Source organism: Terrabacter sp. 2TAF16 (assembly GCF_052115065.1).
GTDB lineage: Bacteria > Actinomycetota > Actinomycetes > Actinomycetales > Dermatophilaceae > Terrabacter.
In genome coordinates this window covers 220,190-245,727 of record NZ_JBFRFZ010000003.1, presented here as the reverse complement: position 1 = coordinate 245,727, position 25,538 = coordinate 220,190, and the positions used below count along the sequence as shown (strand labels likewise).

Sequence of the window (25,538 nt, the reverse complement as noted above, 5' to 3'; positions counted from 1 at the left end):
TCGGCTCGCAGATCCTGCGCGCCGAGCGCCTCGCCCGGGGTCTACGGCTACTTCGTGGCGCCGCCCTCCGAGGTCACGGGCTGGCCGCCGGCCGACGTCGCCGGCTTGGTCGCCGCCTGGGTCGGGCCCGACGCGGAAGCCGTGTCGGCAGCCGAGGTCGTCGCCGTCGTCGTGGCGGCCGACGTCGTCGAAGTAGGCGAACGTGTGCTTGTCCGGTTGCGAGGCAGGCGAACAGGCCGTTGCAGCCGATCTGGGTGACGGACCGCAGCCGGGTCTTGCCGAAGAGCGGGTCCGCGTCGTGCCGAGCGCGTAGCGGGTGACTCACGTTGTGAGTGCGCCGCACGGCGCGTGAGGCAAAGGACGAGGTTCGCCCACTTTCTGTTTGAATTCGACGAAATCCGTTGTCGGAGAGCGTGATTTCGCAGGTTGTGATGGCAATGGCGACCGTGGTCCGGAGCCGCGTGTCGAAGGTTGGCGCATCGGACGGGGCCGGCGGCCTTGCGTTGGAGCGCACTCCAACACCTAGCGTCGATGGGATGACCGACACCTTCCCCCTGGCAGACCGCACCGTTCGACGCGTGGGCTTCGGCGCCATGCAGCTCCCCGGCCCCGGGGTCATGGGCCCACCGCGCGATCGCGACGAGGCGCTCCGCGTGCTGCGCCGAGCCGTCGAGCTCGGCGTCGACCACATCGACACCGCCCAGTTCTACGGGCCCGACGTCAGCAACGAGCTGATCCGCGAGGCCCTCCACCCGTATGCCGCCGACCTGGCTCTCGTCTCCAAGGTGGGGGCGCGTCGTGACTCGGCCGGCGCGTGGTTGCCGGCCCAGAAGCCTGCAGAGCTGCGCGCCGACGTGGAGGCGAATCTGCGCGCTCTCGGGGTCGACCGCCTGACGGCGGTGAACCTGCGTCGGATGGACGCCGACGCGCCCGGTGCCGGTGAGGTGCCGCTCGAGGACCAGGTGGCCGAGCTCGCCGCCCTGCGCGACGAGGGCAAGATCGCCGGGGTCGGCCTCTCGACGGTGTCGGCTGCGGCTCTCGCTGCGGCGCAGGCGATCACGGAGATCGTGTGCGTGCAGAACCCCTTCAGCCTGGTCGACCAGACGGACGCAGACGTCCTCGACGCGTGCACGTCGGCCGGGATCGCGTACGTGCCGTACTTCCCGCTCGGCTCGGCCTTCCCGCACCTGCCGAAGGTCGTGGACCAGCCGGCCGTCCAAGCCGTGGCCGAGCGCCGCGGCGTGCCCGCGGCCCGGGTCGGCCTGGCGTGGCTGCTCGCCCGCGCCGACAACGTGCTGCTCATCCCGGGCACGTCGTCGGTCGCGCACCTCGAGGAGAACATGGCGGTCGCCGACCTCGAGCTGACCGACGACGACCTGGCCGAGCTGGCGGCGGTCGCCGCCTGACCGGGGCTGGGCGTCAGGCTGGGCGTTCAGCGGCGCCGCCGCGTCAGGGCGCGTCAGCGGCGCGCCAGGAGGACGACCGGGATGACGCGGTCGGTCTTCTGCTCGTACTGGGCGAAGCCCGGGTAGCGGCGCTTCTGCTCCTCCCAGACCGGCTCGCGCTCGTCGGGGGTTAGGACCTTCGCGTGCACGTCGATCGTCTCGACCTCACCCCCGGCGCCCACCTCGATCGCCACGTCGGGGTGGGCCTTGAGGTTGTGGAACCACGCCGGGTTCACGTCGAGGCCGGCGTAGGACGCGAAGACGGCCCAGCCTCCGTCGACGGCCTGGTACATCATCGGGTTGACGCGCGTCTCCCCCGACTTGGCGCCGGTGGTGTGGAGCAGGAGGAGGGGCGCGCCCGCGAAGTTGCCGCCGACCTTCCCGCCGTGGTCCCGGAACTCGGCAATGACCTTGTCATTCCAGTCGCTCATGCCCGTCAGGCTACGCGGGGTGGCCCGACCACAGCTGTGGGGCCGCCACCCATTCGTCGTCGGTCGACGAGGCGTTCCTCCGCGAGAGGGACCAGCGGCCGGTCGCTCATGACGTCCCTCCGTCGCCCGTCTCGTGGCTGGTCCCGCTCCCGGCCTCGGCCTCGTCCGCAGCGGCGATCTGGGCCAGCCGCCGTGCCAGGCTCGCCAGGTCGAGCCCTGCCTTCCCCGCGACGAAGGCGATCCGGCCCTCGAGTCGTCGCAGGTCCTCTGACGTCAGCGACTTCGCCGTGAGGACGACGATGGGTGGGCCGCTGTCTGTGCCGTCGCCCCCCAGCTCGTCGATGACGGCGAACCCGTCCGCCTCCGGCATGAGCAGGTCCATGATGACGACCGACGGGTTCACCGTGCGGACCAGATCCGCGGCATCGAGGCCGCCCGAGCACGTGTGGACCGTCCAGCGGAGCGGCTCCAGCGTGCTTCGCACGAGCTTGACTGCGAGCGGGTCGTCGTCGACGACGACGACGCTACGACCTTCGGGAAGGCTCCCCACCGGAACGGGATTCCGAGTCTGTTGCAGCGCTCGGCTGACGGCTGCGAGCAAGTGCTCCCCGGCGACCGGCTTGACGAGGTACTCCGTTGCGCCCAGAGCGAATCCGCGGCCGCGCTCGGGTTCGACACTGACGATCACGACGGGCACGGACGCCGTGGAGGGGTCCGCCTTCAGGGTCTCCAGCACGTCCCATCCCGTCATTCCCGGCAGGTGGATGTCGAGGACGACCGCAGCCGGCGACAGGTGGCGGACGGCCTCGAGTCCCGCCTCACCGGTGCCGACGGTCACAGGGTTGAGTCCGGCGGCGCGAAGGTGAAGCGCGACGAGCTCGGCCGATCTCTGGTCGTCCTCGATGACCACCACGGTCGGTCCGGAGTGCGAGAGGTCGTCGGCTGGCCACTGCTCGTCTCGCACCTTCGGAGGCACCACCGCCTGCGGGATCCTGAGGCCGAACGTGCTGCCTTCACCGAGAGCGCTCCGCACCCACATCGCGCCCCCGTGCAGCTCGACGATCTGCTTGCTCAGCGTGAGCCCGAGGCCTGTGCCCTCCGTCGTCGACGCAGACCTGCTGCCCTGCTGGAACGAGTCGAAGATGCGGGCCTGGTCCTCTCGCGAGATGCCGATGCCCGTGTCGGTGACCGTCACGACGAGGTCGCCTGCGTCGCGACGTGCGTGAACCCCGACGGAGCCCCCGTCCGGCGTGAACTTGACGGCATTGCTGAGCAGGTTGAGCAGCACCTGCTTGAGGCGCAGCTCGTCGGCGGTGACGAGCCCGAGGCCCTGCTGGGCTTCGAGCGTCAGCTCGATGCCGTGCAGTGCCGCCCGCTCGCGCACCAGCGAGAGGGCCTGGCCGATGACGTCGTCCACGAGGAACGTGGTGAGGTCGAGCTCCATCCGCCCCGCCTCGATCTTCGACAGGTCGAGGATGTCGCCGAGCAGCGCGAGCAGGTGGCGGCCGGCATCATGGATGTCCTTGAGGTAGTCCTCCTGCCGCTCGTTGAGGTCACCGAACATCCGCTCGAGGAGCACCTCGGAGAACCCGATCACGGCGTTGAGCGGGGTGCGCAGCTCGTGCGACATGCTCGCGAGGAACTCGGACTTGTGCCTGCTCGCCTCGGCCAGGTCGGCGCTCTGCAGCTCGAGCTGCTGGTAGAGGCGGGCGTTCGTCAGTGCCACCGCGGACTGGCTGGCGAACGTGTCGAGCAGGTCGCACGTCTCACCGCTGAACGAGCCAGTCCTCTTTCGCCGGACGACCAGGACGCCGACGACCCGGTCAGGGCTGGCGAGCGGGACGGCGACGAGCGACTTCCAGCCGGCCGCGTGCAGGACGGCCAGGTGCTCGTCGAGCCGCGCCTCGTCCAGGTCGGGGATCTGCAGGACCCGGCGGGTCCGAGCCGCCTTGCCGACCCACGTCCGGTCGATGTGGATCTCGGCGGCCCGAAGGGCAGAGATCGTGTCGTCGCTCGTGCCGTACACGGTTCGCACCCGGAAGAGCCCGGTCGCCTCGTCGTACTCCATCAGCGAACCGCCGTCGGTTCCGGACAGCTCGACTGCATGCGACACGATCGTGGCGAGCATCTCGTCCGGGACGAGCGTCGAGCTGATCGCGGCGCCGACGTCGGCGAGACCCTCCAGCTGCTCGACCTTTCGTGCCAGCTCGGCGGACCTGCTCTCGAGGGCGGCCGACCTGCTCTCGAGCGCAGCGAACAGGTCGACGTGGCGTAGCGCGAGCGCCGCCTGCTCGGCGAACGTCGCGAGCACGCGCTCGTCGACGTCGTCGAAGGGGGCGACGCGGTTCCGCATCACGTTGAGTGCCCCCACCACCTCGTCTCCCACGATGAGCGGCGCGCCGATCATCGACCGGAAGCCGGCCATCCGTTGGAGGTCGGACCGGCTGTAGTCCGGGTCGGCGACGGCGTCGGTGATGTGGTGGATCCTGCGGTCGATGGTCACGCGGCCGACGAGGGTGCCGCGGTCGCGCTTGATGGGATGTTGCTCGAGGAGTCGGCGGTGTTCCTCCGTCATGCCGCTCTGGCGCGCGATGACGTACGTGGCACCCCTGACGAGGTAGATCTGCGCGACGGCCGCGTTGAGCAGCGTCCGGGCGTTCTCGACGACGGCGTCGAAGACCTTGTCGGGGTCTCCCGACGAGCTCGTCAACACCTTGAGGATGTCGCTCGTGGCCCGGAACTGCTCCTTGACCTGCGCAAGACGCCCCACGAGCGCCTGCCGCGACATCACGGCAATGCTGTCCTCCGGCGCCTCTCCGGACCTGACCATGCGCGGCTCCCCATCCTTGGTGCCTCGATGCGCTCCACCCTGCAGTTTCCTCCCCTCGGACGGCGCGCGGTCGGGAAAGTCGCAACCTCAGCCTTCCGAGCGCGGGCGTCACCGGAGCTGCCGACAGGACCTCCGGATGGACCGACAACCAAGAACGCTGCCCAGCGTCGCGTGTGTACGGTGTGAACACGCCTCGGACCTTCCCGCTCCGAGGTTGACCACGCTTGTCCTGTGGGACGGCACGACCTACGGAGCCAAGGCAATGCGTCTTCTCCTCACCTCTGGCGGAGTCACGAACTCGAGCATCTGCGATGCCTTGGTCGATCTGCTGGGCAAGCCGATCGAAGACTCGAGCGCTTTGTGCATCCCGACCGCCCAGTACGGTCATCCGTGGGTCGGTCCTGGCGTCAAGGCGTGGCAGTTCATCAGTGGAAACTCCCAGAATCCCATGGTCGGCCTGGGCTGGAAGTCAGTCGGCGTGCTGGAGCTGACCGCGCTCCCCAGCATCGATGAGGAGCGCTGGGTGCCGCTGGTCCGGGAAACCGACGTGCTCTTGGTGGCCGGGGGCGACGTTCTCTATCTCTGCTACTGGATGCGGGAGTCTGGGCTGGCGGACCTGCTTCCATCCCTGACCGAGACGGTCTGGGTGGGGCTGAGCGCCGGGAGCATGGTGATGACCCCCGAGGTCGGGGAAGACTTCATCCAGTGGAGACCGCCGACCGGGGACGACAGCACGCTTGGCATCGTCGACTTCTCGATCTGTCCCCATCTGGCTCCGGACGGCATGCCGGGCAACTCCATGGCCGAGGCGGAGCAGTGGGTGGCCGGCATCTCCCATCCTGCGTATGCCATGGACGACCAGACGGCGATCAAGGTGGCCGATGGCACCGTCGAGGTGGTGTCAGAAGGGAACTGGAAGCACTTCCCTCGTGACCGCTGACGCCACCTCGAGCCAGAGATGGCCCTGACGGAGCCGACCGTCAGGCCGATGCGCCGAGTCGGTGTCGCACCACCCGCCGACGCAGGGTGGGCGACGCCTCCACCTCGTAGCCGGCGTCGAGGAAGACCTGCAGCAGCCCGACTGACGCCTCGTCCCAGATCACGGTCTTCCCGGGCGGCGGCTCGGTGGGGTAGCCCTCGAGGACGCGAGCGCCGACCTTCCTGCCGTACTCGACGGTGGCGGCGGCGAGCTCGTACATCAGTCCCTGTCGCCGGAAGCCCTTGCGCACGACGAAGCAGGTGACCGACCAGACGCCCTCGAGCTCGGGGTCCATGCGCATCCACGCCTTCTGCCGGGCCCAGATCCTCGGGTAGTTCTCCCGAGGCTCGACCGCGACCCAGCCGGCCGGCTCGCCGTCGACGTAGCCCACGAGACCGGATGTCGGGCCGCTCGTGCCGCAGCCGGCCTGCTCCAGGAGCGCAGCGTCTCGCTCGTCCTGAGTCGTGTCGCGCCAGATCCAGCCCGGGACCTTGAGCGCCTGGCAGCGGCACTTGGCGGCGCCACCGGCATCGAACACGGCCTCGACGTCCGCGGTCGTCGCGTCGTTGGCCGGTCGCCAGCTGAACTCGGGCACACCTCGAGACTAGTGGTGGCGCTGGGGACGCGCCGGGACGAGCGACCACCTGTCGGCGTGCGCTGGCAGACTCGGCGCGTGTCCAGGCCGCCGCGCATCGAGCCCTCCGGTGACGTCGTCGCGCGCCTCGGGTCCACTGCGCTGGCCCTGCCCGACGCCTACGAGGAGGACGCCTGGACGGGCATACGGTGGCGGGTGCGGAGCAAGACCTTCGCCCACGTCCTCGTGGCCCAGGAGGGGTACACCTCGGCATACCGCGACGTGACGGGCGTGACCGAGCCGACCACGGTGCTGACCTTCCGCTCATCCGGGGAGGAGCTGTCGGCGCTGGTCAACGCAGGTCCGCCGTTCTACCGGCCGCCGTGGTCGCCGACCGTCGTCGGCATGGTGCTCGACGACGACACCGACTGGGACGAGGTCGCCGAGCTGGTGACCGAGAGCTACCGGTTCTGCGCGCCCCACACGCTGAGGCGCCGACTGGACCAGTGACGGCGTGAGGCGAGCTAGAGGAAGTCGGCCGGGTCGAAGTCCTCGATCGCGATGACTCGGATCCGCGGCAGCGACTCCCGGAAGGCCTGCACGTCGTACTCGAGGTCGAAGGTGGCCAGACCCTGGGCCGTCAGCTCGAGGAACGCGTTGCTGCGGAACTCCTGGAATCCGACGACCCCCACCCGCCGGCCGTCCAGCAGGTCACCCACCTGGTCGACGAAGTCCCCGTCGTTGCTGACGAGGAGCACGTCGGCCCGGCGTTGACGGATCTCGACGAGCGTCCGCTGGATGGCGATGTCGACGACCTTCTCGCCCGGCGCGCCGGAGAGCGGGACGGGCCGGTAGCCGATGGCCATCAGCGCCTGGACGAACGGCATGGGCAGCTCGTTGTTGGCCGCGAGGAAGAAGAGCCCGGCGGCCGGCTGGTTCCACAGCTCCTGCGCGAACTGGAGCAGCCGTTCCCACCTCGGGCGCTCCTCGGGGCGCGGGCGCCGTCCCAGGATCGAGGTCCCGAGGGTGGCGTCGATGTTCTCCCCGTCGATGAGGACGTACGTGATGCGGGGAGTCTCAGCCATGGGATGGAGCCTACGTCCCCCGCCGCTCTCGCAACTCCGCCCAGCGAGGCGGGCAGCGGCCTAGGGCCAGGCGGCCGTGAGATAGGCGACCACGAGGACGCCGAGCGAGACCGCCACCAGGAGGGCACCGATCTGCGTCTGCCTGCTCCGCCGGGCCGAGACGTCACGCCCGGACCGGTCCGGCCCCGACTGGGAGGCCCACACGATCATGCCGAGGCCGGCCACGAGCAGCACGCCGACGCCGACCCAGAAGTACGTCATCGCTCACCGGACGCCCTCGGCAGGGCCGGACAGCCCACGGCAGACCAACTCAACACTCGTCCCCGTTCGTCAGCCGCTGCGTGCCTTCCAGTCGGACCGCGTCGAGCGTGTCTTCCCTGAGCCCGAGGGCGCGGAGCACGGTCGGCGCGATCTGCCGCAGCGAGACGGGACAGACGAGGGTGCGACCGCCCTTGCGACCGGGTTCGATGATGACCAAGGGGACGTGAGTGTCTTCGGCGCTACCGCTTCCGTGGTCGACCAGCTTCGCATTCGGCGCCGCATAGACGACCCCGGTCGCCGGCTGCACGACGACGTCGGGGATCCGGCTCGCGTTGCCGCCGAGCTGTCCGGCGAAGAGCTCCGCGACTGCGGCACCGCTGGTGACGGTGCTGGCCCCGACCGTCGTGGCGTTCGCCTCGAGCACGGCCGCCACGTCGGCTGCACGGGTGCGATCCGTGAGCCAGATGAGCGCCATCGTGTCCGCCGTCACCTGCGCGGTCAGCCCGGGCTGGACGCTGTTGATGAGCGGAGCGAAGCCGGCTGGGTCTATCCACCGCAGGGTGGAGCGATCCACCGGGCTGTTGGCGTGCTTGGCGGTCAGGATGATCATCGTGTCGCCGTTCAGCCCGTTGGCCTCGACCCGGCTCAGCATCCGGCCGACCGCGCCGTCCACGTAGTCGAGCGCCTGCGCGAGCCCGGGGGCGCTCCCGGCGAGGGGGCCGATGGTGGTGACGCTCTGGGGGATCGTGCCGGCACCGTCGACGTAGCCGGAGAACTTCTGCCCGATGTTCAGTGCCTGGAAGTTCATGCCGAAGATGGCGGGGACGCCGACGACCGCGGTGCCGTCGTGGTCGAGCCCGTCGATCTCGTTCAGCACTGCCCGGACCTTGAGCTCGTCGTTGGCCATGATCTTCGTGATGTCCGCCTTGGCCGCGTTGAACTCGGGGCCGTAGAAGTCGTCGATACCCGTGCCGGAGGGACCGGACAGGATCTCGTAGCTCGGGTGCTTGTCAGCGACGGCCGTGCGCAGCCCTGCCGCGTGCGCCACCTCGTAGATCGTGTTCACCTTGAGGAACTGATGCGGGTAGACGACGCTGCACCCGTGGTCCGGGTCACGAGGCAGCTTGGCCGGGTTGATGTCGGCCACGCTGTCGCCCGTGTTGGCGTTGACGTTGATCGTCTGGTTGAACGGAACGAGCGCGCCCCGCGTACTGCAGTCCGAGCCTGCCGGCGAGAGGCTGTTGTCCCAGGACACGTCGTAGTAGACCCCGGTCGACCGCGGTGACCCGCCTGTCGCCATGGCGAGCGTGCCGGGAAACGAGTCCGACGGTGTCTGGGCTGACGCGTTCGAGTAGCGACGTCCTCGTGCCACGACCTCCGCCAGCGCGGATGTGGGATGCGCCGCGACGTAGTTCGTCAGATCGACGTCGTGAAACCCGTCGAGGCTGAGCAGCAGCACGTGCTCCACCTTCGGATTCACCTGCGTCGACGCCGAACCGATTGGGGCAAAGGACAACGCTCCGACGATCGGCGCCGTCACCAATGCAACAGCTCGCCACCCGGTAGCACGCACGGCTCCCCCTCAGGGCCGAAGACTTTCCGACCTATTGACGTTAGCGTCGGAATGGCCCGGTCTGACACCGTTTCGCACACATCCGTCAGCGATGAACGGGGTCGCCCCGGTCGCTCACCCCCATCCCCCGTCGATCTGGGAGCGGACACGTCACTCGTCACGGGCTGTCAGCCTGACCATGGGTGAGCCGCTCACCCATTCGTCCATGGAGTACGGCTGCGCTGCGTACCACGGTTGGAGGCGCCAGGCCTCTTCGGTGACGTGTCGCCGCATGGCCGGATCCGTCACCTCGTCTGCCACGACTGCACGATCGTCGGCCGGCTCACGCAGGTGCAGCACCGCCTCGCGATGTGCGCGCAGGTTGGCCAGCCAGTGCCTCGAGCCGGGCGTGCCGGTCAGGACGATCTGTCCGTCGACCACGACGTACCAGATCTCGATCCTGGTGACGCGGCCGCTCCTGCGCCCGACGGTGCTGATCTCGCAGGTGCCGGTCGGCGGCAGCTCCACCACGTCCATCCATGAAGGCTATGGAACATCGCGGTGACGTGCCGCGAACCAGTGGGCACTGCCGGGGCAGAGCGGGGCAGAGCGCCGATCAGCCGGCGCGGCGGCCGTGGTCGACGAGGTCGGCGCGCACGGCCAGCGGGTCGGCGCCGATGGTCTTCATCAGCAGGGTGACCGCCTCGTCGTCGGCGCGCAGGAGACCGAGGGCGATGTGTTCGGTGCGGATCTCGCGGTCGCCGGCGCGGACCGCCTCACGCAGTGACAGCTCGAGCACCTTCTTCGAGCCACGCGCAAACCGAATGTGACCACCCCACCCGAACCGCCCCCGAGCGGCCCGTGCGTCGTCGTCATCGGCTTCATCCGACGGTGCGGTGCGGCCCGCGTCTCGGGTCGCTCCTGAGGCCGGCTCGTCGAGTGCCCCTTGGCCGAAGCGACGCTCGGCGGCCTCACGAATGGAGTCGAGATCGATGCCGAGGGACCGAAGCGCCGCGGCGTCCTCCTCGCCGAGCGGGACCCACTGCGGGGATGGCGCCACACCCAGGCACTCGGCGACGGCAGTCGTCGTCACACCGTAGGCGGCGAGGACGTCGGTGACCCCGCTGCCCTCCTCGGTCAGCGCGAGGAGGAGGTGTACCGGGCACCTCCTCGGCCCCGAGGTCGCGACAGCGGGCCCGAGCCGAAACCACGACGGTGCGCGCATCCTGGGCGAAGCGTTCGAACACGGGTCTACCTCCGGGCGTGCTTGCGGTGGACGGTCTGCTTCGAGACACCGAGCGCGTCGGCGATCTCTTGCCAGGACCAGCCCTTGCCCCGGGCGTTGCGCACGTGCAGGGCCTCGAGCTGGTCGAGCAGCCGACCCAGCGCGGCAACGGCCCGCAGTCCGACTGTCGGGTCGGAGCTGTCGAGGTCGCCTGCAAGGTCTGTGGCGGTCCTGGTCATGCCTGTCAGCATATGCTGACGATTTCAGGTCGTCAACACATGCTGACGGAGAGCCCAACCGCCAGTGCAGGGGCTCCCCGAGTTGACCCGCCGACACGTGCCCGGGAGGCGGCAGGACACCCCGTGGTCGCCTGACGATGCGCACTGCGCCGTCGGGCTGCTAGCGTCCGAGTGATCGTGATCCGTCCGCAGGAGGTGAGACCCGTGAACACCGCAACCGCACTGGGTGCTCCCCCGCAGTCCACGATCGCGCGACCGACGTAGTCGCCACAGGGAGGCCCTCCACGCAACCCGCGAAAGGCACTCCCATGAACACCACTCCTCCCTCGACGCCACGAGACCCACAACACGGGAACTGGCCGATCGCCCAGCAAGCCCATGCCACAAGCCAATCGGCCTCCACCGACCAACGCGCCCTGGTGCTGGCCGGCGCGGGAGCCGCAGGCAACGCGTGGGAGCTCGGCCTCATCGCCGGGCTCTCGGATGCCGGCGTCGACCTCACGGAGGCCGACCTCGTCGTCGGGACCTCGGCCGGGTCGACCGTCGCAGCCCAGATCACCGGCAGCACACGCCCCACGGAGCTGTATGCCGCCATCCTCGCTGAGGTGCCCCCGCCTCCGTCCCGGGGTGGCGGGGCCCACCGACGAGGCGGATCGAACGTCTCGGGCTCGAACTACCTGGAGTGGTCGGACACGATCATCGCGACGTCGGAGAACGCCTACGACATGCGTCGTCGGATGGGCGCGGCCGCGCTGGAGCGAGAGGCGGCCAACCCGTCCGACCCGACGCGGTGGCGCAGCATCGTCGCGTCCCGTCTCCCCCACCACGACTGGCCGCGACAGCGCATCCTCATCGCCGCCGTCGATGCGGACACCGGGGAGCCCGTCGTCTTCGACCGGGACAGCGGTGTCGACCTCGTGGACGCCGTTGCCGCCAGCACCTCGGCGATGACGCCCTATCGGATCGGCGAGCACCACTACCTCAACGGCGGCTACCGGCGCAGCGAGAACGCCGATCTGGCAGCGGGCTACGGGCGGGTCCTCGTGCTGTCACCCTTCAGCGGCCGGACGCGCATGCCGCTCGAGTGGGGCATGGACCTCGCCAGCCAGGTCGCGGAGCTGCGGGCGGGTGGCAGCAGGGTCGAGACCGTCTTCCCGGACGACCGAGCGGGTGACGTCTTCGGCGCCAACGCGCTCGACCCGTCTGCCGGCCGCGCGAGGGGGCTACGACCAGGGCCTCGACCTCGCGGAGCAGCTCGTCGAGCTCTGGGCCTGACCGGGCTCCCACCCGGGCCCCGCGAGAACGTTCGGTGCTCGCTGTCCGACCGAGGCGGTGCTGTTCGTTGCCAGAGTAGAGCAGTTCACACGCACCCACTGTGGAGAGGAACCACCACCATGTCTGACGTCGTCGCCATCATGTCCATGTCGCTCGACGGCTTCGTCGCCGGTCCCGACGACGACGTGATGCAGGTCTTCGACTGGTACTTCGCCTCCGGTGACGTCGAGTTCACCACCGGAGGCTCGGACCCCATGACGTTCCGGGTGTCCGAGCCGAGCGCCCGGTACCTCCGCGAGCTCACGCCCCAGCTCGGGGCCGTCCTCACCGGACGCCGCACCTTCGAGGTCGCCCAGGGCTGGGGCGGCAACCACGCGTGGGGCCCGGCCTTCGTCGTCACTCACGACGTCCCGGACGGGTGGCCCCGGCCCGGGTCGACCGTCCACTTCGTGACGGACGGCATCGAGCGCGCGGTGCGCCAGGCCAAGGACGCCGCCGGTGAGAGGTCCGTGGGCGTCCACGGCGCCGACACGATCCAGCGGCTGCTCAACGCGGGACTGGTCGACTACCTCCAGATCGACCTCGCCGCAGTGCTGCTCGGCTCCGGGGTGCGACTCTTCGACCACATCGCGACGACGCCGGCCGTCCTCGGCGACCCGACCGTCATCGCCGGCGTCGGTGTGACGCACCTGCGCTATCCGGTGCGCCCGGCCCACTCCTCCTGACCGAGCTCGCCCCTGACCGGCCGCGCCGCCGATCCGACCGTCGTTCGCGAATCCTCGCCACGGGCGGCAGGGCGGGCCGCATAATGTCCGGTCAGGACGACCCGCTCCCCCTCGAGCCAGGCTGTCCCGCCTGACGATCCCGAGCCGAGGAGCCGAAGAGATGCCTGCAGACAACCGCGTCGGACACCGGCGTGGACGCCGCCGAGCGCGCGGCAGCCTGCTGGCGGTCGCCGTCGCGATCCTCTTCTTCGGCCTCCTGGGGGTCCTCCTGGTGCGGGACATCCTCCCGGTCTGGCTAGCGGTCGCCTACCTCCTGCTCAGCGGCGTCGCCTTCGCGATGTACCGCGCGGACAAGTCGGCGGCATCGGTCAGTGGCAAACGGCGTACGCCGGAGTCCACGCTCCACACGATCGACCTCCTGGGTGGCTGGCCGGGGGCGCTCGTCGCGCGACACGTCTTCCGGCACAAGACGGTCAAGCAGCCCTTCCGCACGGTCTTCTGGCTCACCGTCCTCGCCAACGGCGCGTTCCTCGCCTGGCTCGTGCACGTGCTGTCGCCCGTCTAGATCCAGCCCGGGCCACGTCCCCGCCGACATCTCTGAAACCGGGACACGACCCCCAATGGGTCGGACACTTCCCAAGCAGTTCCAGGGAACCCACCGGCCGTCGGCCTCTGAGCGATTCGCTGGCGCCGCCCTTCTCGGCGTGGAGTCGGCCAGCCGGCACGGACTGACGGCCCCGCGCACGCCGGGACCCTCCGTCTCAGGCGACGGGCTCGGTCTTGAGCCGTTCCTCTCCCGCACGGGCCGGGCAGGGAGGATCCTGAAACCATGGCTGACAGCAGGCCTGCGAAGAGCCTGGCGATCCCCCTGGCGGCGTTCGCCGTGGGCGCGGTCGTCGCTCTGCTCGTCGGGGTCTTCGGCAAGGTCCACGACCCGACGCTCGCCGGCACGACGACGTTCGGCTTCCGCACGGTGATCGACATGAAGGTCGTGCTGTCCGTGGTGATCGGGGTGCTCGCGCTGCTCCAGCTCGTCGGTGCCCTCTGGCTCTACGGCAGGCTCGGCATCGGAGCGCCGTCCTGGCTCGGCACCGCCCACCGCATCTGCGGCGCGGCCGCCGTCGTGCTCATCGTCCTCGTCGCCTACCACTGCCTCTGGGCGCTCGGCCTCGAGTCCGGGACGCTCCGTGACGGCGAGCCCGTCTCCACGCGCACCGTCGTGCACGGGATCCTCGGGTGCGCCGTCATCGGTGCCGTCGTCGTCAAGATCGTCGCGGTCCGGTCCAGGCGCGCACCCGGCTGGTTCCTGCCCGTGGCAGGCGGTCTCCTCTTCGCGCTGCTCATCGGCGCCGTGCTGACGTCGGCGATCTGGTACATCGCGGCCCGGGGCTGGCCGGGCTCGGGTGGCTACGGCTGACCCCTCAGCACCCGTGATCGTCACCCGATGTATGCCAGGTGCTCAGGCCCCGCCCGCATCGCCGGCTCGCGCAGGCGGGCGGGTCGCACCCGAGTCCGCCCGCAGGGCGTCGCTGCTGTCGAACTCGCCCGTCTGCGCCACCGTGACAGCCACCGACCGGAGCTTCTCGTTGAGCCGCTGGGACGCCCGTCGCAGCGCGTCGAACGCATCCTCCGGGGTGAGCTTCAGCCGCTCCATGAGGATCCCCTTGGCCTGGCCGATGACGTCCCTGGACACGAGTGCCTGGTTCAGCCCCTCGGCCAGGTCCGTGAGGTCGCGACGTTCGTGGGCTGCTCCCGCGGCCATCCCGGCGTGCGCAGCCAGGATGAGACCGATGTCCCGCGCGTCGTCGCTGAACGCATCCGGCTCGGCCCCGTACGTGTTGAGCGAGCCCCCGCCGCCGTCGGTCCACAGTCTCGGCGCGGCCAGGCGGTAGGAGGCGGCGGACTCGGCGCCGTGGTCGACCGGGCGTGACGCCAGCGTCGGCCAGCGGGTGTCGGGGAAGGCCCGCGCATACACGACGGCCTCGTCCACCGCGTCCAGGCAGGGTCCCTCGTGTGCCTCGTACTGCGCGTCGTCGACGGCCGTGGCGGCCGAGGCCGTGGTCGCTGCGGTCTGGAAGGCCCCGCCCTCCCGGAGCGTGACGCTGGCCATCCGGCACCCCGCGATGGTGCCCACCGCGGCCTGGGCGATCCGCGACATGACCTCGTCGAAGGAGTCGGCGGCGTAGAGGTGCTCGGCGACCTCGGCGAACGCCGCGGCCAGCTTGGTCGTCGGAGTGGCCGCGACCCGTCGCTCGGCAGCCTCGTCCCGGTCGACCTCGGCGGCATCGCGTGAGGCGGCCATCTCCTCACGGTCCTCGAGCGCCCGTGCCCGGCCGGCGCGGTCGGCAGCTCGGGAAGCAGCCGATTCGACACTGTCGCCTGTGGATCCGAGCTCGGCCGCGCGGGCGTCCAGCTGCCGTTCCAGCTCGTCCAGCCGAGCCTGTCGCGCGTCCGCGATCGCGTCCCTCGCGTCCGCGACGGCGTCGCGCTCAGCCGCCAGCTCGTCACGTCGGTCGGCGACGAAGTCGCGCTTCTCGGCCGCCCACTGGCGCTCGTCCTCGACCGATTCCGATGCCATCGCCGTGGCCTCCTCCCAGACGCCCGGATGCTGCCTCGACTCTATCGCCGAGCGGTGCTCGTCAGATCGCTACGCGTGAAGCGCCGACCGCGAGCACCGGCTCGTGGCAGACCCGGCGCGGGGGATCCGGGCCGCCCGCGGTTGGGTCGTGACGCCGTCGGGTAGGACCCGAGGGACCAGCAACCTGATCGAAGGAGTGCACATGTCGGATGACGAGAAGGTCGCCAAGGACCTCGTGGAGACGCTGAAGGACGGCGAGCGCGGATTCGCCTCAGCCGCGGAGAAGCTGCGTGACAGCGACCGCGCCGAGTGGGCCACCACCCTGCAGCGGCTGTCCGAGCAGCGCGCCGGCTTCCATCGCGAGATCGTCGAGATGGGCCATGAGTACGGCGACGACGTCGACGAGAGCGGCTCGGTCGCAGCGAACCTGCACCGCGGCTGGATCTCGCTCAAGGACGCCCTGACCGGCGACGACGCGGGCAGCGTCCTCGGCGCGGCCGTGACCGGCGAGGACCACGCGGTCTCCGAGTACGAGAAGGCCGAGAAGGCCGACCTCAGCGCCGGCTTCCGCGCCGTCGTGACCCGCCAGCACGCCGCGATCGTGGCTGCCCGCGACGAGGTCAAGGCCCTCCAGGTCGCCGACTGACGGCGCCCGGGCTCGGCCTGGCCCCTCCACCGGCCCCGGTCCGGTGGAGGGGTCATCGCGTGGGCGCGGCGCTACTGTGGCGACGAAGCCCCGAGACCAGGAGGTATGCCGTGTCGTTCGTCGTCGACTTCGTGGACGTGTCCACCGAGGGGCTCGAGAGCTCCCCCGTCGCGGAGGCGCTGGCTGGCCTCCGGGCCAACGAGGCGCGCTACTACAAGAACAAGTACGACCACGTCCTCACCGTCGAGCCCGCGGCAGACGCGAGCGAGATCGTCGAGTACGTCCACCGCATCCTCGCGGAGGAGCGTGACCTCACGATCGAGTCGCGGCCCATCGAGGCCACGGCGTTCGAGGTCGACGGGCTCAGGATGGCCTACGTCTTCTACGAGTCCGGCCTGTCGATCAACGTCATGTACGCGATCGACCCGGCCGGCAAGCGCGCCGTCGGCTTCAAGCTCTCCGACGGCATGGAGGTCCCCGAGGAGCTCGCGTCCCGGTTCAAGTTCGCCCGCCAGAAGTCGAAGCTGGCCGGCACGATCCGGGGCTCCTACTTCGTCATCAAGGGCGAGTACTGACCCGACCGGCCACGACCGATGGTGCCCGCCCGGGCCCGAGCGACTAGACAGGTCACGTGCACCTCGACCCGACCGACCACTTCGTCCACGTCCGCGGAGCCAGCGAGCACAACCTCAAGACCGTCGACGTCGACCTCCCGCGTGACGCGATGGTGGCCTTCACCGGTGTCTCCGGCTCGGGCAAGTCTTCTCTCGCCTTCGGCACCCTCTATGCCGAGGCGCAGCGGCGCTACTTCGAGTCGGTGGCGCCCTACGCCCGCCGGCTGCTCCAGCAGGTCGGCGCCCCGCACGTGCAGGAGATCACCGGCCTGCCGCCGGCCGTCGCGCTCCAGCAGCGCCGCGGCGCCCCGAGCTCGCGCTCGACCGTCGGCACGCTGACGACCCTCTCCAACCTCGTGCGGATGCTCTACTCCCGCGCCGGCACCTACCCCGTCGGCGCGACCCGCCTCGAGGCAGAGGCCTTCTCCCCCAACACCGCCGCCGGGGCATGCCCCGAGTGCCACGGGCTGGGCGAGGCCCATGACGTCGCCGAGGACCTGCTCGTCCCCGACCCGTCCCTGAGCATCCGCGACGGCGCGATCGCGGCGTGGCCGGGCGCCTGGCAGGGCAAGAACCTCGTGCGCGTCACGAGGACCCTCGGGATCGACGTCGACGCACCGTGGCGTGACCTCTCCCGCACGGACCGCGACTGGTTGCTCTACACCGACGAGCAACCGCGGGTGCTCATCGACCGGCGCGGTGAGGCTGACGACACGACCGGCCGCGACTACCACGGCACCTTCTGGAGCGCCCGCAAGCACATCCGCCACACCCTGGCCGACACGAAGAGCCAGATGATGCGCGACAAGGCCCTGCGCTTCGTCCGCAGCGTCCGGTGCCCGGCGTGCCACGGCACGGGACTGCGGGAGGACGCCCTCGCCGTCACCTTCCGCGGGCTGAGCATCGCGCATACCAACGCGTTGTCCTTCACCGACCTCGCGGCCCTGGTGCGCCCCGTCGCCGAGCTGACCGAGGCCGGCGCGGCGACGTCGTCCGCCGCGTCGGGCGAGGCCACCGAGGTCGCCGTGCGCCTCTGCACCGACCTCCTCGCGCGCGTCCAGGTGCTGCTCGACCTCGGCCTCGGCTACCTCTCGCTGGGACGCAGCTCGACGACGCTCTCCCCCGGGGAGGCCCAGCGCCTGCGCATCGCGTCCCAGCTGCGGTCCGGCCTCTTCGGGGTCGTCTACGTCCTCGACGAGCCGTCCGCGGGGCTGCACCCGGCCGACGCCGCGCCGCTGCTCGAGGTGCTCGACGCGCTCAAGCGCTCCGGCAACTCGCTCTTCGTCGTCGAGCACGACCTCGACATCGTCCGCCGCGCCGACTGGGTCGTCGACATCGGCCCGGGCGCGGGCGAGCAGGGCGGCCACGTGCTCTACTCGGGTCCGGTCGACGGACTCGAGCACGTCGAGGCCTCGGTCACCGGGCACCACCTCTTCGGCCGCGCCGAGCGTCCCCCGCGACCGCAGCGCGAGCCCCAGGGCTGGCTGCACCTGCGCGGGATCAGCCGGCACAACCTCGACGACGTCTCCGTCGACGTCCCGCTCTGCGTCCTGACGGCCGTCACCGGCGTCTCGGGGTCGGGCAAGTCGACGCTCGTCACCCAGGTGCTCTCCGAGCTCGTCCGCCGCCACCTCGGCCAGAGCCCCGACGACCCCCAGGAGACCGAGCTCGAGATCGACGTCGACGACGCCACCGGCCTCGAGTCGTTCGATCGGCTCGTCCGTGTCGACCAGCGGCCCATCGGGCGCACCCCGCGCTCCAACCTCGCCACGTACACCGGCCTCTTCGACGCCGTGCGCAAGCTGTATGCCGCCACCCCCGAGGCGCGCGAGCGCGGCTACGGCGCGGGCCGCTTCTCCTTCAACGTCGCCGAGGGACGCTGCGAGACGTGTCAGGGCGAGGGCTTCGTCTCCGTCGAGCTGCTCTTCCTGCCCGGCACGTATGCGCCGTGCCCGACCTGCCACGGCGCGCGCTACAACGCCGCGACGCTCGAGATCACCTACCGCGGCAAGAACGTCGCCGACGTGCTGGCCCTCTCCGTCGAGGAGGCCGCCGACTTCCTCGCCGACGTGCCGGCCGCCGCGCGCAGCCTCACGACGCTGCGCGAGGTGGGGCTCGGCTACCTGCGTCTCGGTCAGCCCGCCACCGAGCTGAGCGGTGGGGAGGCCCAGCGGATCAAGCTGGCGACCGAGCTCCAGCGGGCCCGGCGCGGGCACGCCCTCTACCTCCTCGACGAGCCCACGGCCGGGCTGCACCCGGCTGACATCGCCCTGCTGCTGCGCCAGCTCCACACGCTGGTCGACGCCGGGAACACCGTCGTGCTCGTCGAGCACGACCTCGGCACCATCGTCAGCGCGGACTGGGTCATCGACCTCGGCCCGGGCGGTGGGGACGCGGGAGGCCGTGTCGTGGCGACGGGCACCCCGGAGCAGGTCGCGGGAGTCGAGGGGAGTGCGACAGCGCCCTACCTCGCCGCCCAGCTCTCCTCCAACACGGACCGGTAGCGGCCGGATCTGCCTGGTGCAGAAGGAGGCTCAGCCTGCTCGAGGGGCCGGCACGAGGTAGACGGGCACCGGCGTCGAGCGGATGATCTTCGAGGCGCGCGAGCCGAGGAAGAGCCGGGCCGCCGGGGCCGACGAGCTGGGACCGACGACGAGCAGGTCGCCGTCGCTCCACTCGACGTCCCAGATCGCCGTGCTCCACGAGACCCCCTCGCCGACGACGAGCGACCGGGCGAGACGCTCGGCCAGTGCGGCGTCGTGGGCTCCCACCTGGGCGCGGAGAGCGCTCGTCGTGCGCGCCACCCACCGGTCGACGACGAGGTCGTCGGCCGACTCCTCGACGCTGCCGTAGATCCGCTTGGGCGGCCGGACGGCGAACGACACGGCCCGCAGGCTCGCACCGAGGGCTTCGGCGACCCCGGCCCCCGCGGCCGCCACGTGCGACGCGCCCGCAGACCCGCCGAAGCCGATGCTGACCCGGCGGATGCGAGAGCCCGGCGTGGGTCGGTATCCGAGGGGGGCCAGGAGCACCGGCAGGGGCGCCGAGTGCACGAGCCGGTCGGTCACGCTGCCGAAGGAGATGCGACCCAGCGCGCCCTTGCTCGACGAGCCGAGCACGAGGGCGGACGCGTCGACCTCGGCCGCCAGCTCGAGCAGGCCGGCGGGGATCGACGATGCCGCACGCACCACGAAGCTCGCCTCGACGTCAGGAGGCAGCGCCGCCCGGGCCTGCTCGAGGACCGACTCGCCCCAGTCGCGGAGCGGCCCGAGGTAGTCCCCGTCGACGAACTCCGCGGCCCCGGCTGCGTGCGGGGTCGTCACGACGACGGCAACGGTGAGGGGCTCACCCGTCGACCGAGACAGCACGGCGGCCAGCTCGAGCGCCGACGCGCCGCTGTCCTGCGCCGTGTAGGCGACGACGATGGCCACGGCTCAGGCCTGCATGACGAGCGAGGCGGCCTCGACGTGGGTCACCGGCAAACCGAGCTCGCCGGCCCGGTCGACGACCTCGAAGCGCTGCCAGATCGAGTCCGAGGCAGGCAGCGTCACGATGACGATCTGGTCGGGGTCGAAGTGGCTCACCGCCGCCCGGAGGGCACGCAGGGGCCGGTAGTCGCCGAGCCCGCCGGTCGCGTCGAGGTGGTGCGCCGTGAGGGCGTCGAGGGTCCGGTCCAGCCGGGCCTGCGCCGCCTCGGTCGTCGCCTCGGCGACGGACACGGCGCCGTGCGTCGAGGCGGTGCCCGTCTCGACGGCGCTGGCCGGGACGCAGACGTAGTAGGTCGCCTTGCCCATGGCGTCGATGCGCTGGAGCTCGCGCATCAGCTCGTCGGCCTCGAGGGTCTGGTTGGCGAGCACGAGCACGCGCCGTGCCTCACCGGTGTGGTCGGGCGCGACCCGCTCGGGTAGGCGGGCGATGCGGGCCCGGTTGATGAAGAAGAGGACGAGCACGATGCCGAACGACACGAGGCTCAGCACGAGCTGGATGCGCACGTCCTCCGTGAGTCCCATCTGGACGAGCACCAGGACGATGCCGAGCGCCGTGATGACCGACAGGGCGGGGAACCACCACATCTTCACCTTGAGCGTCGACGCGTCAGCCCGGTAGCGCAGGATGATCTGCGAGACGGCGATGAGCAGGTAGACGAAGAGGATGACGGCGCCGGACGAGTTGAGCAGGAACGAGAAGACGGTGTCGGGCGACACGGCAGCCATGATGACGGCGAGGAAGCCGACGACCGACGAGGCCAGGATGGCAACCATCGGCACGCCACGGGAGTTCACCGAGACCATCGAGGCGGGTGCCTCCCGGCGGGCGGCCAGCACGAAGAGCATCCGGGACGCCGTGTAGAGGCCGGAGTTGAGGCAGCTGAGCACGGCGGTCAGCACGACCGCGTTCATCACGTGGTCGGCGTACGGGATGCCCATCTCCTGGAAGGCCGCGACGTAGGGCGACGCCTCCAGGGTGGCCGAGTTCCACGGCAGGATCACCGCGAGCAGGAAGATCGAGCCGACGAAGAAGATGGCGATGCGGGTGATGACGGAGTTCGCGGCCTTGGACACGGCCCGCTCCGGGTTGTCGGACTCGGCTGCGGCGATGGTCGCGATCTCGGCGCCCACCATCGAGAAGATCACCGTCACGACACCCGCCGTGACCGCCAGTCCGCCGTTGGGGAAGAAGCCGCCGTGCGCGGTGAGGTTGCTGAAGTCGAAGTCGGCGTTCGGCCAGATGCCGAAGACGAAGAGGGCACCGCAGGCGAGGAAGACGATGATCGCCGCGACCTTGATCCCGGCGAACCAGAACTCGAACTCCCCGAACGACGAGACCGAGATGAGGTTGGTGCCCGTCATGAGGAGCATGAGCAGGAGGCTCAGCACCCACGTCGGCACCCCCGGCAGCCAGAAGTTGATGACCTTGGCGCCGGCGACGGCCTCGAAGCCCACGACGATGACCCAGAAGTACCAGTAGAGCCAGCCGACGGAGAAGCCCGCCCAGTCACCGAGCGCCTTGCGGGAGTAGTCGGCGAACGAGCCGGTCGACGGGTTGGCCACGGCCATCTCGGCCAGCATCCGCATCACCATGATGATGAGGACGCCGCACAGGGCGTAGGTGATGAACGCCCCGGGGCCGGTGTCGTGGATGACGGTGCCCGAGCCGACGAACAGGCCCGCCCCGATGACGCCGCCCATGGCGATCATCGTCAGCTGCCGCTGGTTGAGCGACCGCTTGAGCTCCGGCCCCGCGCCGGCCACGTCAGGCCGTCCGATCCATGGTGGTGGAGCACTGACAGGGGTTCACGTGACGAGACATGGGACAGCCCTCTCGATCGGACCGAGGAGGCTGACCGCCCCCGCGACGATCTGCCCAAAGTAGCCACGACCGGACCATCTGTCCACGCGAGTCCAACGTTGCCGATCAGGGCGATCCGAGCGTTCACCGCGGTGGATCGCCGGCACCTGGTGCSGGCGATCCACCGCGTTCCGTCGGTGTGGCCGTGAGCCGGCCGGCGCCCGACGTCAGGCGTAGAAGTCCGGCTTCGCGATCATCTCGACCTTGACGACGCCCTCGTCGGTGAGCGCTCGGACACCGGCGTCACAGACGCACGCGGCGGCATACCCGTCCCACGACGTCGACCCCGTGTGCTCGCTCCGCGCCACTGCGGAGATCCACTCCTGCACCTCCGTGACGAAGGCGCCCCAGAAGCGGTCGTTGTGGTCGCGGGCGATGGCGTTGCGCACCCCGACGCCGTCGCGCACGACGATGGCGTTCTGGTCGCCCAACGACACCGTGCCCTTCTCGGCAACCGCCTCGCAGCGGATGTCGTAGCCGAACTGGCAGTTGACGAAGATCTCGTCGTCGACGCGCACCCCCGACTCCGTCTCGAGGATGAGCACGAGTGGGTCCTGGAGGTGCTCGAAGCGCAGCGACGTCTTCTTCGGCTTGTCGACGCGCGCCGAGACGAACTCCTCGCCGAGCAGCCAGCGCATCGTGTCGACCTCGTGGATCGCGGTGTCGTTGATCGCCATGTCCCACGTGTAGTGCTCGGGCACGGTCGGGTTGCGGTGTGCACAGTGGACCATGAGCGTCTCGCCGAGCTCGCCCGAGTCGAGCAGCGTCTTCATCTCGCGGTAGCTGCGATCGAAGCGCCGCATGAATCCCACTGTCACCAGACGCCGCCCAGCCGCCTGCTCAGCCTCCATGATCCGCAGCGCGGCCTCCGCCGTCGGCGTCAGCGGCTTCTCGCAGAAGACGGGCTTGCCCGCCGCGATGGCGGCGAGCACGTCCACCTCGTGCGCCGGCCCGTAGCTGCAGATCATGACGGCGTCGACCTCGTCGGCGGCGATGAGCTCGGCCGAGGACGCGTATGCCGCCCCGTCGATCCGCGACGCCACCTCGGCCGCTCGGGCGGGGTCGACGTCGGAGACGGCGACGACCCGCCCGCCCGCGATGACGGTGTGGATCCGGTCGATGTGCGCCCGGCCCATGCCGCCCGGGCCGATCATGCCGATGCGTACGGTCATTGGTGTGACTCCTTCGTCAGCGAGAGCAGGGGCTCAGCGGAGGCCGAGGCCGATGGACGCGAGGTACTCGCGGGTCTGGATGGCGTTGGGCAGCGGGTAGGACGGCTCGCACGGGTACATGTCCTGCTCGCACACGACGTAGAGCTCCTTGTCGAGGTCGGCCAGAGCCTCGATGAGCGACGGCATGTCCGGCGCGCCGGCCGGCGGCGCGACGGAGCAGCCCTTGGCGACAGCGAGACCGAAGGGCCAGTCCTCGTCGTGGGCCTGCTTGACGAGGCCCTCGTCCATCGCCTTGATGTGGACGTAGGAGATGCGCTCGGGGTACGTGCGGCACAGCTCCATCGGGTCCCCACCGCCGTAGACGATGTGGCCGGTGTCGAGGCAGAAGCCGACGTAGTCGGGGTCGGTCGCCTGGAAGACGCGGTCGATGTCCTCGGGCGTCTCGATGTGGCTGTCGCCGTGCGGGTGGAGGACCATCTTGAGGCCGTAGTCCTCCTTCATGATGCGACCGAGCTTGTCGGCATTGGAGATGTAGGCGTTCCACGCCTCCGTCGACAGCACGCGGTCGTCGGTGAACTCCCACGTCTTGTCGTCGCGGAAGAGGGGCGGCAGGTGCACGATGTACTCCGCCCCGACGGCGGCGTGCGTCTCGGCGATCTCGCGGAAGGTCTTCTCCGTGTCGGCCCAGGCCTCCGGCTTGTGCAGGATGCCCCAGCCGGTGCCGGCGACGACCTGGAAGCCGCGCTTGTCCATCTCCTCCTGCAGGCGCTTCGGGTCCTTGGGGAAGTAGCCGAACGGCCCCGTCTCCATGACCGAGAAGCCGGCCTCGGCCATCTCGTCGAGCGCGGTCTCCCAGTGGATCTGCTTCTCGTCCTCGGGGAACCAGACGCCCCACTGGTCAGGACAGACACCGATCGTCAGCTTGCTGTAGCGGTCGTCGGTGTTGCGGGCCTTGGACTCGGCCATGGTCGTTCGTTCCTCTCGAAAAGTGTTGCGGGTCAGTCGTTCTGGGGGAAGCCAAGGTTGAGGCCGCCGTGGCTCGGGTCGAGCCAGCGCGACGTGACGACCTTGCCGCGGGTGAAGAAGTGGACGCCCTCCATGCCGTGGGCGTGGGTGTCGCCGAAGAGCGAGTTCTTCCACCCGCCGAAGGAGTAGTACGACACCGGCACGGGGATCGGCACGTTGACGCCGACCATGCCGACCTCGACGTTGCGCTGGAACTTGCGGGCCGCGCCACCGTCGTTGGTGAAGATCGCCGTGCCGTTGCCGTAGGGGTTGCTGTTGATGAGCGTGAGGCCCTCGTCGTAGGAGCCGACGCGAACGACCGACAGCACCGGACCGAAGATCTCGTCGTCGTAGAGCGACATGCCGGGCTTGACGTGGTCGAAGAGGGTCGGCGCGAGGAAGTAGCCCTCCCCGTCGGACTCGTAGGAGTCCTGTCGACCATCGACGACGAGCGTCGCACCTTCGGACACCCCGGCGTCGAGATAGGACGTCACCTTGTCGCGGTGCTGCGAGGTGACGAGCGGTCCCATGTCGCAGCCGCGCGTGCCGTCACCGGTGACGAGCTTGCCCATGCGGTCCTTGATCTTCGAGATCAGCTCGTCCGCGATGGGTTCGACGGCGACGAGTGCCGAGATCGCCATGCACCGCTCCCCCGCCGAGCCGAAGCCGGCGTTGACCGCCGCGTCCGCGGCGAGGTCGAGGTCGGCGTCCGGCAGGACGAGCATGTGGTTCTTGGCGCCGCCGAGCGCCTGGACCCGCTTGCCGTGCGCGGTGCCCGTCTCGTAGACGTACTTCGCGATCGGCGTCGAGCCGACGAACGACACCGACTTCACGTCGGGGTGCGTCAGCAGCGCGTCGACGGCCTCCTTGTCGCCGTTGACGACCTGCATGACACCGTCGGGCAGGCCGGCCTCCTTCCAGAGCGCCGCGACCGCGATCGCGGCCGAGGGGTCCTTCTCGGACGGCTTGAGGATCACCGCGTTGCCGCACGCGATGGCGATCGGGATGAACCACATCGGCACCATCGCCGGGAAGTTGAACGGCGAGATGACGGCGACGACCCCGAGCGGCTGGCGGATCGAGTAGACGTCGACGTTCGTCGAGGCGTTCTCCGAGAAGCCGCCGCGCATGAGGTGCGGGATGCCACAGGCGAACTCGGCGACCTCGAGGCCGCGCGTCACCTCGCCGAGCGCGTCGGAGAGCACCTTGCCGTGCTCGGCCGTGATGAGCGCCGCGACGTCCTCCTTGCGCTCGTTGAGCAGCTCGCGGAAGGCGAAGAGCACGCCCGAGCGCTTGGCGAGCGAGGCGTCGGCCCACTCCTCCCACGCGGAGGCGGCGGACGTGACTACCTCGTCGACGAGCGAGGCCGAGGCGAGGTCGAGCACGCCGGACTGCTCCCCCGTCGCGGGGTTGAAGACGGGTGACGTGCGCTCGGCGGTGCCGGTCCACGGCTGGCCGTCGATGAGGTGGGTGATGCGGGTGGGCGTGCTCATGGCGGTGTCCTTCGAATTCAGATCAAGGCGGAGGGGGCGTGTGCCGGATGGCCGGCTCGA

At 70.3% G+C, this 25,538-nt stretch carries 24 protein-coding genes; 9 read left to right on the top strand and 15 right to left on the bottom strand.

Annotation, left to right across the window (positions count from 1 at the left end; genetic code table 11):
* The first annotated feature begins 536 nt into the window (after positions 1-536).
* Positions 537-1,406, top strand: a complete 870-nt coding sequence (locus AB4Z14_RS05000; protein ID WP_442274236.1) for an oxidoreductase — start codon at positions 537-539, stop codon at positions 1,404-1,406.
* A gap of 53 nt (positions 1,407-1,459) precedes the next feature.
* On the opposite strand, the gene AB4Z14_RS04995 is transcribed toward AB4Z14_RS05000, so the two are convergent.
* The gene (locus AB4Z14_RS04995; RefSeq protein ID WP_442274235.1) at positions 1,460-1,876 is read right to left on the bottom strand and encodes a nitroreductase family deazaflavin-dependent oxidoreductase; all 417 of its coding nucleotides are present in this window, start codon (positions 1,874-1,876) and stop codon (positions 1,460-1,462) included.
* A 106-nt stretch (positions 1,877-1,982) separates the two neighbouring features.
* Positions 1,983-4,706, bottom strand: coding sequence for a GAF domain-containing protein (locus tag AB4Z14_RS04990; protein ID WP_442274234.1), 2,724 nt, complete (start codon positions 4,704-4,706; stop codon positions 1,983-1,985).
* Positions 4,707-4,968: 262 nt separating this feature from the next.
* Here AB4Z14_RS04990 and AB4Z14_RS04985 point away from each other — a divergent pair, with 262 nt between their 5' ends.
* The gene (locus tag AB4Z14_RS04985; protein WP_442274334.1) at positions 4,969-5,646 is read left to right on the top strand and encodes a Type 1 glutamine amidotransferase-like domain-containing protein; all 678 of its coding nucleotides are present in this window, start codon (positions 4,969-4,971) and stop codon (positions 5,644-5,646) included.
* Between the two features lie 40 nt (positions 5,647-5,686).
* On the opposite strand, the gene AB4Z14_RS04980 is transcribed toward AB4Z14_RS04985, so the two are convergent.
* A complete protein-coding gene (locus AB4Z14_RS04980) occupies positions 5,687-6,280 on the bottom strand; it encodes a GNAT family N-acetyltransferase (protein ID WP_442274233.1) in 594 nt (197 codons plus the stop codon).
* Positions 6,281-6,358: 78 nt separating this feature from the next.
* Here AB4Z14_RS04980 and AB4Z14_RS04975 point away from each other — a divergent pair, with 78 nt between their 5' ends.
* On the top strand, positions 6,359-6,769 hold the full coding sequence (locus AB4Z14_RS04975) for an MmcQ/YjbR family DNA-binding protein (RefSeq protein ID WP_442274232.1): 411 nt from the start codon (positions 6,359-6,361) through the stop codon (positions 6,767-6,769).
* Between the two features lie 14 nt (positions 6,770-6,783).
* Here the strand turns inward: AB4Z14_RS04975 and AB4Z14_RS04970 are convergent, their stop codons facing one another.
* From AB4Z14_RS04970 to AB4Z14_RS04945, 6 genes are all read right to left on the bottom strand, one after another.
* On the bottom strand, positions 6,784-7,344 hold the full coding sequence (locus AB4Z14_RS04970; protein ID WP_442274231.1) for an NYN domain-containing protein: 561 nt from the start codon (positions 7,342-7,344) through the stop codon (positions 6,784-6,786).
* A 60-nt stretch (positions 7,345-7,404) separates the two neighbouring features.
* On the bottom strand, positions 7,405-7,605 hold the full coding sequence (locus AB4Z14_RS04965) for a hypothetical protein (protein ID WP_442274230.1): 201 nt from the start codon (positions 7,603-7,605) through the stop codon (positions 7,405-7,407).
* A 49-nt stretch (positions 7,606-7,654) separates the two neighbouring features.
* Positions 7,655-9,064 carry an alkaline phosphatase family protein gene (locus AB4Z14_RS04960; protein ID WP_442274229.1) on the bottom strand — a complete coding sequence of 470 codons (1,410 nt, stop codon included), beginning with the start codon at positions 9,062-9,064 and terminating at the stop codon, positions 7,655-7,657.
* Positions 9,065-9,328: 264 nt separating this feature from the next.
* On the bottom strand, positions 9,329-9,688 hold the full coding sequence (locus AB4Z14_RS04955) for a nitroreductase/quinone reductase family protein (RefSeq protein WP_442274228.1): 360 nt from the start codon (positions 9,686-9,688) through the stop codon (positions 9,329-9,331).
* 85 nt (positions 9,689-9,773) lie between these two features.
* Positions 9,774-10,382 (bottom strand): Clp protease N-terminal domain-containing protein, encoded by a 609-nt coding sequence (locus AB4Z14_RS04950; RefSeq protein WP_442274227.1) that lies wholly within the window; start codon positions 10,380-10,382, stop codon positions 9,774-9,776.
* Positions 10,383-10,408: 26 nt separating this feature from the next.
* Entirely contained in the window at positions 10,409-10,621 is a 213-nt protein-coding gene (locus AB4Z14_RS04945; RefSeq protein WP_442274226.1) for a helix-turn-helix domain-containing protein, read from the bottom strand.
* A 419-nt stretch (positions 10,622-11,040) separates the two neighbouring features.
* On the opposite strand from AB4Z14_RS04945, the gene AB4Z14_RS04940 reads away from it, so the two are divergent.
* The 3 genes from AB4Z14_RS04940 (at position 11,041) to AB4Z14_RS04930 (ending at position 14,038) form a co-directional block, all read left to right on the top strand.
* On the top strand, positions 11,041-12,621 hold the full coding sequence (locus AB4Z14_RS04940) for a dihydrofolate reductase family protein (protein ID WP_442274225.1): 1,581 nt from the start codon (positions 11,041-11,043) through the stop codon (positions 12,619-12,621).
* A 160-nt stretch (positions 12,622-12,781) separates the two neighbouring features.
* Complete coding sequence (locus AB4Z14_RS04935) at positions 12,782-13,186, top strand: DUF1294 domain-containing protein (RefSeq protein WP_442274224.1); 405 nt, start codon at positions 12,782-12,784, stop codon at positions 13,184-13,186.
* Between the two features lie 264 nt (positions 13,187-13,450).
* Positions 13,451-14,038 carry a DUF6529 family protein gene (locus AB4Z14_RS04930; RefSeq protein WP_442274223.1) on the top strand — a complete coding sequence of 196 codons (588 nt, stop codon included), beginning with the start codon at positions 13,451-13,453 and terminating at the stop codon, positions 14,036-14,038.
* A 42-nt stretch (positions 14,039-14,080) separates the two neighbouring features.
* On the opposite strand, the gene AB4Z14_RS04925 is transcribed toward AB4Z14_RS04930, so the two are convergent.
* Positions 14,081-15,199, bottom strand: a complete 1,119-nt coding sequence (locus AB4Z14_RS04925; protein WP_442274222.1) for an ANTAR domain-containing protein — start codon at positions 15,197-15,199, stop codon at positions 14,081-14,083.
* 202 nt (positions 15,200-15,401) lie between these two features.
* Between AB4Z14_RS04925 and AB4Z14_RS04920 the strand changes: the two genes are divergently transcribed.
* From AB4Z14_RS04920 to uvrA, 3 genes are all read left to right on the top strand, one after another.
* The gene (locus AB4Z14_RS04920; RefSeq protein WP_442274221.1) at positions 15,402-15,845 is read left to right on the top strand and encodes a ferritin-like domain-containing protein; all 444 of its coding nucleotides are present in this window, start codon (positions 15,402-15,404) and stop codon (positions 15,843-15,845) included.
* Between the two features lie 110 nt (positions 15,846-15,955).
* Entirely contained in the window at positions 15,956-16,420 is a 465-nt protein-coding gene (locus tag AB4Z14_RS04915; RefSeq protein WP_442274333.1) for a phage tail protein, read from the top strand.
* Between the two features lie 56 nt (positions 16,421-16,476).
* On the top strand, positions 16,477-18,963 hold the full coding sequence (uvrA, locus tag AB4Z14_RS04910) for an excinuclease ABC subunit UvrA (protein WP_442274220.1): 2,487 nt from the start codon (positions 16,477-16,479) through the stop codon (positions 18,961-18,963).
* Between the two features lie 30 nt (positions 18,964-18,993).
* Here the strand turns inward: uvrA and AB4Z14_RS04905 are convergent, their stop codons facing one another.
* The 5 genes from AB4Z14_RS04905 to AB4Z14_RS04885 form a co-directional block, all read right to left on the bottom strand.
* Positions 18,994-19,890, bottom strand: a complete 897-nt coding sequence (locus AB4Z14_RS04905) for a universal stress protein (RefSeq protein WP_442274219.1) — start codon at positions 19,888-19,890, stop codon at positions 18,994-18,996.
* A gap of 3 nt (positions 19,891-19,893) precedes the next feature.
* Complete coding sequence (locus tag AB4Z14_RS04900; protein ID WP_442274218.1) at positions 19,894-21,711, bottom strand: amino acid permease; 1,818 nt, start codon at positions 21,709-21,711, stop codon at positions 19,894-19,896.
* A gap of 264 nt (positions 21,712-21,975) precedes the next feature.
* Positions 21,976-22,980 (bottom strand): Gfo/Idh/MocA family protein, encoded by a 1,005-nt coding sequence (locus AB4Z14_RS04895; protein ID WP_442274217.1) that lies wholly within the window; start codon positions 22,978-22,980, stop codon positions 21,976-21,978.
* A gap of 33 nt (positions 22,981-23,013) precedes the next feature.
* Positions 23,014-23,946, bottom strand: coding sequence for a TIM barrel protein (locus AB4Z14_RS04890; protein ID WP_442274216.1), 933 nt, complete (start codon positions 23,944-23,946; stop codon positions 23,014-23,016).
* A gap of 32 nt (positions 23,947-23,978) precedes the next feature.
* Entirely contained in the window at positions 23,979-25,478 is a 1,500-nt protein-coding gene (locus AB4Z14_RS04885; protein ID WP_442274215.1) for a CoA-acylating methylmalonate-semialdehyde dehydrogenase, read from the bottom strand.
* Positions 25,479-25,538 lie beyond the last annotated feature (60 nt).

Coding starts and splice junctions, on each gene's coding strand:
- AB4Z14_RS05000 (WP_442274236.1), top strand. CDS start 537: ATGACCGACACCTTCCCCCTGGCAGACCGCACCGTTCGACGCGTGGGC.
- AB4Z14_RS04995 (WP_442274235.1), bottom strand. CDS start 1,876: ATGAGCGACTGGAATGACAAGGTCATTGCCGAGTTCCGGGACCACGGC.
- AB4Z14_RS04990 (WP_442274234.1), bottom strand. CDS start 4,706: ATGGTCAGGTCCGGAGAGGCGCCGGAGGACAGCATTGCCGTGATGTCG.
- AB4Z14_RS04985 (WP_442274334.1), top strand. CDS start 4,969: ATGCGTCTTCTCCTCACCTCTGGCGGAGTCACGAACTCGAGCATCTGC.
- AB4Z14_RS04970 (WP_442274231.1), bottom strand. CDS start 7,344: ATGGCTGAGACTCCCCGCATCACGTACGTCCTCATCGACGGGGAGAAC.
- AB4Z14_RS04965 (WP_442274230.1), bottom strand. CDS start 7,605: ATGACGTACTTCTGGGTCGGCGTCGGCGTGCTGCTCGTGGCCGGCCTC.
- AB4Z14_RS04950 (WP_442274227.1), bottom strand. CDS start 10,382: ATGCGCGCACCGTCGTGGTTTCGGCTCGGGCCCGCTGTCGCGACCTCG.
- AB4Z14_RS04945 (WP_442274226.1), bottom strand. CDS start 10,621: ATGACCAGGACCGCCACAGACCTTGCAGGCGACCTCGACAGCTCCGAC.
- AB4Z14_RS04935 (WP_442274224.1), top strand. CDS start 12,782: ATGCCTGCAGACAACCGCGTCGGACACCGGCGTGGACGCCGCCGAGCG.
- AB4Z14_RS04930 (WP_442274223.1), top strand. CDS start 13,451: ATGGCTGACAGCAGGCCTGCGAAGAGCCTGGCGATCCCCCTGGCGGCG.
- AB4Z14_RS04925 (WP_442274222.1), bottom strand. CDS start 15,199: ATGGCATCGGAATCGGTCGAGGACGAGCGCCAGTGGGCGGCCGAGAAG.
- AB4Z14_RS04920 (WP_442274221.1), top strand. CDS start 15,402: ATGTCGGATGACGAGAAGGTCGCCAAGGACCTCGTGGAGACGCTGAAG.
- AB4Z14_RS04895 (WP_442274217.1), bottom strand. CDS start 22,980: ATGACCGTACGCATCGGCATGATCGGCCCGGGCGGCATGGGCCGGGCG.
- AB4Z14_RS04890 (WP_442274216.1), bottom strand. CDS start 23,946: ATGGCCGAGTCCAAGGCCCGCAACACCGACGACCGCTACAGCAAGCTG.
- AB4Z14_RS04885 (WP_442274215.1), bottom strand. CDS start 25,478: ATGAGCACGCCCACCCGCATCACCCACCTCATCGACGGCCAGCCGTGG.